We start from the raw sequence: 9,282 nt of genomic DNA, 5'->3' as shown, positions 1-9,282 counted from the left end.
GCGCCAAGCAGATCATCTGCGCCGCCATGCGCAGGCTGCTGCGCATCGTCTACGGCGTGCTCAAGTCAGGTCAGCCATTCGATCCTGCAAGAGCCGTTGCCAGGTAGGAGGCAAGACGGTATCTACAGGACGCCCCCTTGCCGGCGCGAGGGCAACGGCTTTCGCGCCGTTGCCGCGGACGAAGGCGCGGTCACTCCTCGGGCGCGAAGATCGCCTCGATGGCCTCGCCGAACAGCCGCGCGATCGCGAAGGCGAGCGGCAGGCTCGGATCGTAGCGGCCGGTCTCGATGGCGATGACGGTCTGGCGCGAGACGTCCAAGCGCTCGGCCAGTTCCGCCTGCGACCAGCCCCGCGCCGCGCGCAGCTCGCGAACCCGGTTCTTCATGTGCGCAGGCGCCGCCCCAGCCACCAGCGGCTCAGGCCCCAGGTGCCGATCGTCGCCGGCAGCACCAGCAGCAGGCTGGAGCCGGGAACCTCCAGAATGCGCGCGGAATCGACGAAGCCGATCGCGAAGCTCACGCTGCCGACCAGCACCGTCGCCGCCGCCAGCGCCTGCAGCGCGAGCCGTTGCTCGAGTTCGTCGCTGCGCAGGATCATGCGCGCGCAGGCGCGCAGCACCAGGATCATCGGCACCACCGGCAGCAGCGCCAGCGCCAGGCGCGCGGCCAGCGGCAATGCCGGCTCGCCGGCCCAGGGGAAGGCGAACAGGACGATCAGGCAGTAGGCCAGCATCGGCGGCCAGAACTCGCGCATGTAGCGCCGGGAATTCCTCGTCTCGCGCGCGCCCATCTCAGCGCGCCCCGTCAGCATCGAGGCGCGCGACGAAGCCGTCGATCGCATCCAGCACCGCCTGCGGCCGTTCGAGCTGGACGAAATGGCGCGCGTCCTCGACCACCACCACCCCGGCCTGCAGCAGCGGCCCGAGCAGGCCGCGGTAGTAGTCGGCCTTCTGCTGCGCGGACAGCACGCGTGGCGGAGCGGCATGGTCACCTGCCAGGTAAGGGACGATCTCCAGCACCGGCACGTCCGCCCGCGCCATCGCCGGGCGCAGGTCGAGCCGCATCAGCGCGCGCGCGGCATCGGCCACCGCGGTGGCGTCGCTGCGCGCGGCGAGCACGGCGCAGCGGTCGGCGAGACCGGTATCGACGAAACCGATGCCGCGCATGTAGGCCTGCTGCTGGACCAGGAAGCTCTCCTCGCCGGCGGCCGCCATCTGCGCGTGCAGCCGCTCGGCGGCGGCGATGCGCGTGGGCGCATCCAGCCGCTCCATGCCCGGGAACACCGGCAGGCCGTCGATCGCCACCACCCCGGCCACGTCCTCCGGGTGCATCGCCGCGACCTGCAGCGCCAGCGCGCCGCCGAGGCTGTGCCCGACCAGCACCGGGCCGCCGCCATCCTGCGGAAGACGCGCGAGCAGCGCCTGCAGGGCCTGCGCGGCGCCATGGAAAGGCTCGCCCTCGACGCCCGCACGCGCGTCGAAGCCGGGCAGCGTGACCACGTAGACCCGGTGCTCCGCGGCGAGCGGCGCGGCCACGCCGGCCCAGGCCCAGGCGCCGCTGGCGAGGCCGGGCACCAGCACCAGCGGCCGGCCATGCGCGCCGAAGCGCTGCACGGCGAGGCGCCCGACCTCGAAGCGTTCCGCAGCTTCGGGCAGACCGGCCGCCGGCGAGGCGCACAGCGTCGCGCGCGGCGGCACCTGGCCCGCGGCCAGGGCCGGGCCCAAAGCCATCGCGAGGAAAAGGCACAGGATGGTCCGGAGGATCATGCGCGACTCCATGTAAAGGGTGCTTGACATGCTCGGGCGCTGCGCCGCCCATGTCAAGCGTGCTTTACATCGCTTCATCCGCGTCCGACGTCCCGTTGCGGACACTGCGCCGCCCGCCACCGACGAGGACTCCCATGCGCTACGAGCTCTACTACTGGCCCGGCCTGCCCGGTCGCGGCGAATTCGTCCGCCTCGCCCTGGCCGAGGCCGGGGCCGACTGGGTCGACATCGGCAACGACGGGGACGCCGGTGGCGTCGACGCCGTCGAGAAGGGGCTCGAGGACGACGACCGCCCCTCCTTCGCCCCGCCCTACCTGCGCGCTGGGACGGTGACGGTCGGCCAGGTCGCGGCCATCCTGCAGTTCCTCGGCCCGCGCCTGGGGCTGGTGGCCAAGGACGAGGCCGACGCGCTGTGGACCCACCAGCTGCAGCTCACCATCGCCGACCTGGTGGCCGAATCGCACGATGTGCACCACCCGGTCGGCATCGGCGCCTACTACGAGGACCAGAAAGCCGAGGCCAGGCGCCGGGCGAAGGAGTTCCGCGAGGAGCGCATCCCCAAGTTCCTCGGCTACTTCGAGCGCGTGCTGGCGAAGAACCCGCACGGCCCGCAGCACCTGGTGGGCGCCCGGCTGTCCTACGCCGACCTGTCGCTGTTCCAGGTGGTCGACGGCCTGCGTTATGCCTTCCCGAAGACCATGCAGGCCCTGGCGCCGAAGATCCCTCACGTCCTGGCCCTGGCCGAGGCGGTGGCGGCGCGACCGAACATCAAGGCCTACCTGGACTCCGAGCGCCGCCTGCCCTACGACGAGAGCGGGATATTCCGGCATTACCCGGAGCTGGAGGATTGAGGCCGGGAACGGGGAAGGGTGAAGCGGGAATAGGGAACTGGAGCCTTTCAGGTGCTGCCGGTCCTCTCTCCGCCGGAACGGCACCTGGGAAGAAGCGGCGCCGCATTACTTTCCCGTTCCCCGTTCCCCCGTTTCCCGTTCCTGCTCATCCTTCCCGCCGCACCGGACGAAGCGCGCGCCCGCCAACCACGTCGACCTCCAGTTCCCGGTTCCCGCTTCACCCTTCCCTGTTCCCGCTTCACCCCCTTCAAGCCACCAGCACATCGTCCCGCCCGCCCCTGCGCGGCGGCGGGGGTGGCTCGCTGCGTCCCGGCTCCCAGCCCGCATCGACGATGGCGTGGGGGACGAAGCGGGCGGTGTCGTGGGTGATCTCGGAGGTGTCCTCGCGGATCCCCATGCCGCAGGCGCGATCGCCGACGACCCAGCTGCCGACCACCGCGTGGCCGCCGTCGAAGCGCGGCAGCGGGGCATAGGCCTGGCGGATGCAGGGACCGGCGTAGGGGCCGTCGCTGCGGGTCTCGCTGCCGTCGGCGCGGCGGATGCTGACGTTGGCGCCCTCGCGCGAGAACAGCGGCTTGCGCACCCAGCCCGGCGGCAGCGCGTCGCGGCCGTCGTCGAAGTGCGCCTCCAGCAGGTTCGGATGGCCGCGGTGCGCCTCCCACAGCAGCGGCAGGACACCCTTGTTGCTCAGCACCGCCTTCCACGGCGGCTCGATGAGCTGCACGCCCGAGTCGGGAAGGTGGCGGCCGAAGTCGTCGGCGAACAGATCCTCGAGCGGGTACAGCTTGAATAGGGTGCCGATCACGGTGTCGCCGAGGTCGGTGAAGCCGCCGTTCTCGCCGAGGCCGATGTCCTCCATCGCGATCAGCGCCGCATCCAGCCCCGCCTGCAGCGCGCAGTCGCGCAGGTACTCGACCGTGCCGCGGTCCTCGACCGAGTCCCGCACCGAAGCCAGGTAGAACGGCCGCGGCAGGCCGGGCGCGATGCTGGCGAAGGCCTCCACCAGCGCCTCCTGGATCCCGTTGTACTGGTCGGCGCCCATCGGCAGCAGGCTGCGCCGGCGCCCGTCCTCCAGCCATTCCCACTGGAAGAAGGCGGCCTCGAACAGCGAGGTCGGGGTGTCGTAGTTGAGCTCGTAGAGCCTGGCCGGGCCGCGGCCGTCGTAGGCGAGGTCCATGCGCCCGTAGAGATGCGGCTGGCGCGCCTGCCAGCTGCGCGCGATCCAGTCCCAGTACCGCTCGGGAATGGCGAGCCGGCGCAGGCTCGCTTCGCTGCGGACGATGCCGTCGACCAGGTCGAGCGCCATCGCGTGCAGTTCGGCGCTCGGGTCCTCGATGTCGCGCTCCACCTGCTCCAGGGTGAAGGCGTAGAACGCGGTCTCGTCCCAGTACGGCTCGCCGCACACGGTGTGGAAGACGAAGCCGTGGCGTTCGGCCGTGCCGCGCCAGTCGGGGCGCTCGGGGATCGCGATCCGCCGCACCGGCTTTAGCCGCCGTAGGCACGGCCGCCGGCGCTGCGGCCGAAGCCGCCGCGCGCGGTGGTGACGGCCTGGTTCGGCGTCGCCGTCACCGGCGCGAAGCCGGCCGGCCGGCCGCTGCCGGCGCGGTAGACGCCGCCGCCCGGCGCGACCGGGCGGGTGAAGCCGCCGGAGGCGTCGCGGAAGGCCGGCGCGCCCTGCGCCAACCCGACCGGCTGTCCGCCGCGCATCAGCTGCGACAGGAAGAAGCCGGTGACGAAGGGGCCGAAGAAGGAATGGCCGGTGGCCGTACGCCGCTCCTCGCACTGGCCCTCGCCGTGGTTCTGCTCGCACTCGGCGCGTGCCGCGTACTGCGGGCTGGCCTCGTCCCCGGCGGCCTGCGCCTGCGCCAGCGCGGTGCGGCAGGCGTTGAGTTCGTTGCCGTCGGCGGTGCAGGCGTCGAGCGAGGTGTAGAGGCCCTCGCGGGTCTGCTCGCCCGGCCCGCAGGCGGTGAGCAGCACCGGCGCGGTGCCCATGGCGATCAGGATGGCGGTCCGGGAGCGTTTCATCGTCGTCCTCCGCGCCCGCGACGCGGGCTGGCCGCACAGCTTGCCTGCACCGTGCGCGCCGCGGAACCGTCGGAGGTCACGGCACGATGACGTGGCCGCCACCGCCCCGCGGCGAGCATGGAACGCGATCCAAGCCAAGGAGCCGCCCATGCTCGAGATCCTGCCTGCCCCCGACCACGTCGTCGCGATGAAGCTCTCCGGCGTCGCCACCAGCAACGACTACGACCGCATCATCGCCACGATCGAGGAGAAGCTGGCGAGCCACGACTGCATCGGCCTGTACTGCGACCTCGAGGCTTTCGAGGACATCACCGCGCACGCCATCGCCAAGGACCTGCGCTACACCTTCGGCAAGCTCGGGGAGCTCAAGCGCTTCCCGCGCGCCGCGGTGGTCACGCAGAAGGACTGGCTGCGGACCCTGGTGAAGATGTGGAACCCGGTGCTGCCGCGGGTCGAGATGCGCGCCTTCGACCCGGCCGAGCGCGACGCCGCCCTGCTCTGGGTCGGCGAGCACGTCCGCGGCGCGCACGCCCCGGGCGGCGTCTGAGCGCGTGACCCGCTCGACGCCTCCTGTACGCATGCGTATGGGATGATGTCGGACCGGGCGGCCTCGCCTCGCGCCGCCCCGCAATCTTCCGGGAGATCCCATGCTGCTCGCCCTCACCGTGCTCGTGATCGCCATCGCCCTCGCCTGGGTCCTGGCCTTCGTCGGCGCACCCCTCGTCGTCTGGCTCGGCGCCTATGCCGCGGGCTGGCTGCTCCTGCTGGTCACCGGCCTGCTCGGCCCGGTGTCGGCCACGCTGCTGGCCATTCCACTGGCCGTCCTCCTGCTGCTGACCATCGTGCCGCTGCGCCGTGCGGCCATCACCCGCGCCGCCATGGGCTGGTTCCGCAAGGTGCTGCCGGAGATGAGCGCCACCGAGCGCGAGGCGATCGAGGCCGGCGAGCCGTGGTGGGAGGCGGAGATGTTCCGCGGCCGCCCGGACTGGAAGAAGCTGATGGACTTCCAGTACACGGCGCTGACCCCGGCGGAGCGGTCGTTCCTGGACAACGAGGTCGAGACCGTCTGCGCGATGGTCGACGACTGGAAGGTGGAGTTCGAGGACAAGGACCTGCCGCAGCCGGTGTGGGACTACCTGCGCGAGAAGCGCTTCTTCGCCATGCTGATCAGCACCGAGTACGGCGGCCTCGGGTTCTCCGCGCTGGCGCAGTCCTCGGTCGTGACCAAGCTGGCCAGCCGCTCGAACGCGCTGGCGGTGACGGTGATGGTCCCCAACTCGCTCGGCCCCGGGGAGCTGCTGCTGAAGTACGGCACCGACGCGCAGAAGAAGCGCTGGCTGCCGGGCCTGGCCGACGGCAGCGAGATCCCCTGCTTCGGCCTGACCGGGCCCGAGGTGGGTTCCGACGCCACCGCCATGCCCGATACCGGCGTGGTGTGCTGGGGCGAGCACGAGGGCGAGCGCGTGCTCGGCCTGCGCCTCAACTTCTCCAAGCGCTGGATCACCCTGGCTCCGGTGGCGACGGTGATCGGCCTGGCGTTCAAGCTGAGCGATCCCGACGGCCTCATCGAGGGCGGCAGGAAGGACTACGGCATCACCTGCGCACTGGTTCCGGCCAGCCATCCCGGCATCCAGATCGGGCGCCGGCACTATCCCGGCTCGGCCTTCATGAACGGGCCGATCAAGGGCGAGGACGTGTTCATCCCGCTGGACTGGATCATCGGCGGCATGCCGATGGCCGGCCACGGCTGGCGCATGCTGGTGGAATGCCTCTCCGCAGGCCGCGGGATCTCGCTGCCGGCGATGTCGGCCGCGGCGGGCCAGGCGATGTACCGCAGCGTCGGTGCCTACGCGCGCATCCGCCGCCAGTTCCGCGTCCCGGTCGGGCGCTTCGAGGGCGTGCAGGAGGCGACCGGCCGCATCGCGGGCTACGCCTACACGCTGGAGGCGATGCGCGTGATGACCGCCTCGGCCGTCGACCACTGCATCCCCTCGGTGGTGACGACCATCGCCAAGTACCACATGACCGAGATGATGCGGAAGGTGCTGACCGACGGCATGGACGTGCTCAGCGGCCGCGGCGTGCAGTACGGCCCGCGCAACCCGATCGCCACCCCCTACCGCGCGGTGCCGATCGCGATCACGGTCGAGGGCGCCAACATCCTCGGCCGCAGCCTGATGATCTTCGGCCAGGGCGCGATCCGCTGCCACGGCTACGTGCTCGACGAGATGGCGGCGGCGCACGCCGGCGACCTCGACCGCTTCGACCGGCTGCTGTTCGCCCACCTGGGCAGCAGCATCAACCGCGCGGTGCGCGCGTTCACCTTCGGCCTGTTCGGCAGCGGGCTGGCCACCAGTCCGGTCAACGGGCCGTCGGCGCGCTACTTCCGCGAGCTCGAGCGCATGTCGGCGTCGCTGGCCTTCGCCGCCGACATCGCCATGGGCACCCTCGGCGGCGACCTCAAGCGCCGCGAGCGCCTGTCCGCGCGCCTGGGCGACGTGCTGAGCCAGCTCTACATCGGCTCCTGCGCGCTGCGCTTCTTCCACGCCAACGGCGAGCGCCCGGAGGACCTGCCGCACCTGCGCTGGGCGATGGACAACTGCCTGAACGAGATCGGCGTGGCCTTCGAGGGCGTGATCCGCAACCTGCCGATGCGCCCGGCGGCGGCGTTGCTGCGCCTGGTCGTGTTCCCGACCGGCAATCCCTACCGCCCGGTCAGCGACCGCGACAATGCGGCAATCGCCGACGCCATGCTCGAGCAGACCGACTTCCGCGAACGCATCTCGCACCTGGCCTACCGCGCGCGCGATGCGGCCGACCCGCACGCCCAGCTCGAACATGCCTTCCAGCTGTGCCTGCGCGCGGAGCCGGCCTACGAGGTGTTCCTCAAGGCCTCGGCCAAGGGCCAGCTCGCGGGCGCCAACACGCGCGAGCAGCTGGAGGACGCCGTGGCCAAGGGCCTGCTCGACCGCAGGCAGGCGGACCTGGTCGCCGAGTACGACGCCGCGCGCTACGAGGCGCTGCTGACCGACGACTTCAGCAAGGCCTACCTGCGCGGCGAGTTCGACGCCGAGGACGCCATGACCAAGGTCGGCGACCCGGAGGCGCGGCCGAAGAACGAACTCGCCGCGGCGCCCGAGAGCGAGGACGCCGGCGGGCCGAAGACGCCGCCGGACAAGACCCGCGACCTCGATCAGCAGGCCCGCCGGGCACGCTGACGCGCCGCCGCTTTCACTCCGGCGACGGGGCCGGTGCGGAATCCTCGCGATTCCGCCCCGCCCTTGCCGCAGGAGTCGCGATGCGTCCGCCGCCCAACTTCCGGTTCCACCGCGTCCGCCGGCCCGCCCTGCCACCGCGGACGAAGGGGCCGAGGCGATGAGCGCCCTGCCCCGCACCGCCGCAGCCGACAGCACCGCCGCCTTCCTGCGCGAGGGCTACCGCTTCATCCCCGCGCGCTGCGCGCGCCACGGCGCGCCGGCCTTCCGCACGCGCCTGCTGCTGCGGCCGGTGGTGTGCGCGAGCGGCGCGGACGCGGCCGCCATGTTCTACAGCCCCGGCCGCTTCACCCGGCACGGCGCGCTGCCGCCCACGACCGTGCGCCTGCTGCAGGACCTCGGCAGCGTGCAGGCGCAGGACGGCGCGGCGCACACGCACCGCAAACGCCTGTTCATGACCCTGCTGGCGCCGGATGCGGCGCGGCATCTCGCCGCGCTGGCGGTCGGGCGCTGGCGCGAGCGCCTGCCGGTGTGGCGCTCCGGCGTCGTCCTGCACGACGTCCTGCGCGGCGTGCTGTGCGAGGCGGCCTGCCGCTGGGCCGGAATCCCGCTTGCGCCCGGAGAAGGCGCGCGGCGGACCCGGGAGCTGGCGGCGATGATCGAGCAGGCGGGCTCCTTCGGCGCCGGCACCGCACGCGCGCTGTGGCTGCGCAGGTGCAGCGAGCGCTGGGCGCGCGCCCTGGTCGAGCGCGTGCGCGCCGGGCGCCTCGTGCCGCCGCCCGACAGCGCGCTCGCGGCGGTCGCCGCCTTCCGCGACCGCGACGGCCTGCCGCTCGACAGCGCGGTGGCGGCGGTCGAGCTCGTCAACCTGCTGCGGCCGACGGTGGCGATCGCGCGTTTCGTGGTGTTCGCCGCGCACGCGCTGCACGCGCATCCGCAGTGGCGCCGACGCCTGCGGGAGGACCGCAGCGAACCTCTGCTGGAGTGCTTCGTGCAGGAGGTCCGACGCCTGTATCCGTTCTTCCCGGCGGTCGGCGGTCGCGTGCGCGAGGCGTTCTCGTGGCGGGGCCACGACTTCGGCATCGGCGACTGGGTGCTGTTCGACCTCTACGGCACCAACCGCGACCCGCACCGCTGGCACGAGCCGGAGCGTTTCGATCCCACACGCTTCGCCGCCTGGGACGGCAATGCCTGGGACTTCGTCGCGCAGGGCGCGGGCGATGCCCACCTCACCCATCGCTGCCCCGGCGAGCGCGCCACCATCGAGGTCATGAAGGCCTTCGTCGCCCTGCTCGCGCGCGAGGTGGAGTACGAGGTTCCGCCCCAGGACCTCGCCATCGACCTGTCGCGCATGCCCGCGCTGCCGGCCAGCGGCATGCGCCTGGTCAACCTGCGCGCGGCGGCGTCGGCCGATGGCTGATGCTGG

General features: G+C 72.4%; 9 protein-coding genes. 4 read left to right on the top strand and 5 right to left on the bottom strand.

All coding sequences use genetic code 11. The annotated features are described in order from the left end of the window. Positions 1 to 190: 190 nt before the first annotated feature. Genes KB893_RS15995 through KB893_RS15985 form a run of 3 tightly spaced genes read right to left on the bottom strand, consistent with a single transcriptional unit; the run spans position 191 to position 1,765 of the window. Positions 191 to 385: a helix-turn-helix transcriptional regulator gene (locus KB893_RS15995; RefSeq protein ID WP_211926605.1), complete on the bottom strand. Its 195-nt coding sequence runs from the start codon at positions 383 to 385 to the stop codon at positions 191 to 193. Continuing rightward, positions 382 to 753 (bottom strand): hypothetical protein, encoded by a 372-nt coding sequence (locus tag KB893_RS15990; RefSeq protein WP_211926604.1) that lies wholly within the window; start codon positions 751 to 753, stop codon positions 382 to 384. The genes KB893_RS15995 and KB893_RS15990 overlap by 4 nt, the downstream gene beginning before the upstream one ends. Before the next feature lie 37 nt (positions 754 to 790). Further along, a complete protein-coding gene (locus KB893_RS15985; RefSeq protein ID WP_211926603.1) occupies positions 791 to 1,765 on the bottom strand; it encodes an alpha/beta fold hydrolase in 975 nt (324 codons plus the stop codon). A 134-nt stretch (positions 1,766 to 1,899) separates the two neighbouring features. Here KB893_RS15985 and KB893_RS15980 point away from each other — a divergent pair, with 134 nt between their 5' ends. After that, entirely contained in the window at positions 1,900 to 2,616 is a 717-nt protein-coding gene (locus KB893_RS15980; protein ID WP_211926602.1) for a glutathione S-transferase, read from the top strand. 247 nt (positions 2,617 to 2,863) lie between these two features. Here KB893_RS15980 and KB893_RS15975 read toward each other — a convergent pair whose 3' ends face one another. Next, a complete protein-coding gene (locus KB893_RS15975) occupies positions 2,864 to 4,096 on the bottom strand; it encodes a glutathionylspermidine synthase family protein (protein ID WP_211926601.1) in 1,233 nt (410 codons plus the stop codon). 5 nt (positions 4,097 to 4,101) lie between these two features. Beyond that, positions 4,102 to 4,641 carry a DUF1190 domain-containing protein gene (locus KB893_RS15970; protein WP_211926600.1) on the bottom strand — a complete coding sequence of 180 codons (540 nt, stop codon included), beginning with the start codon at positions 4,639 to 4,641 and terminating at the stop codon, positions 4,102 to 4,104. A gap of 148 nt (positions 4,642 to 4,789) precedes the next feature. On the opposite strand from KB893_RS15970, the gene KB893_RS15965 reads away from it, so the two are divergent. The 3 genes from KB893_RS15965 (at position 4,790) to KB893_RS15955 (ending at position 9,276) form a co-directional block, all read left to right on the top strand. Further along, positions 4,790 to 5,188 (top strand): SpoIIAA family protein, encoded by a 399-nt coding sequence (locus KB893_RS15965; RefSeq protein WP_211926599.1) that lies wholly within the window; start codon positions 4,790 to 4,792, stop codon positions 5,186 to 5,188. A gap of 100 nt (positions 5,189 to 5,288) precedes the next feature. Continuing rightward, the gene (locus KB893_RS15960) at positions 5,289 to 7,859 is read left to right on the top strand and encodes an acyl-CoA dehydrogenase (protein WP_211926598.1); all 2,571 of its coding nucleotides are present in this window, start codon (positions 5,289 to 5,291) and stop codon (positions 7,857 to 7,859) included. Between the two features lie 157 nt (positions 7,860 to 8,016). Beyond that, entirely contained in the window at positions 8,017 to 9,276 is a 1,260-nt protein-coding gene (locus tag KB893_RS15955) for a cytochrome P450 (protein ID WP_211926597.1), read from the top strand. The last annotated feature ends 6 nt before the right edge of the window (positions 9,277 to 9,282 follow it).

The sequence above is a fragment of the Coralloluteibacterium stylophorae genome, assembly GCF_018122625.2.
Lineage (GTDB): Bacteria > Pseudomonadota > Gammaproteobacteria > Xanthomonadales > Xanthomonadaceae > Coralloluteibacterium > Coralloluteibacterium stylophorae.
Note: the sequence above shows the minus strand (reverse complement) of the source record. Positions and strands in the feature narration are given on the sequence as shown.

Bases quoted from the DNA above. Each gene is read 5' to 3' on its own strand.
- KB893_RS15995 (WP_211926605.1), bottom strand. From the start codon at position 385: ATGAAGAACCGGGTTCGCGAGCTGCGCGCGGCGCGGGGCTGGTCGCAG.
- KB893_RS15990 (WP_211926604.1), bottom strand. From the start codon at position 753: ATGCGCGAGTTCTGGCCGCCGATGCTGGCCTACTGCCTGATCGTCCTG.
- KB893_RS15985 (WP_211926603.1), bottom strand. From the start codon at position 1,765: ATGATCCTCCGGACCATCCTGTGCCTTTTCCTCGCGATGGCTTTGGGC.
- KB893_RS15980 (WP_211926602.1), top strand. From the start codon at position 1,900: ATGCGCTACGAGCTCTACTACTGGCCCGGCCTGCCCGGTCGCGGCGAA.
- KB893_RS15970 (WP_211926600.1), bottom strand. From the start codon at position 4,641: ATGAAACGCTCCCGGACCGCCATCCTGATCGCCATGGGCACCGCGCCG.
- KB893_RS15965 (WP_211926599.1), top strand. From the start codon at position 4,790: ATGCTCGAGATCCTGCCTGCCCCCGACCACGTCGTCGCGATGAAGCTC.
- KB893_RS15960 (WP_211926598.1), top strand. From the start codon at position 5,289: ATGCTGCTCGCCCTCACCGTGCTCGTGATCGCCATCGCCCTCGCCTGG.
- KB893_RS15955 (WP_211926597.1), top strand. From the start codon at position 8,017: ATGAGCGCCCTGCCCCGCACCGCCGCAGCCGACAGCACCGCCGCCTTC.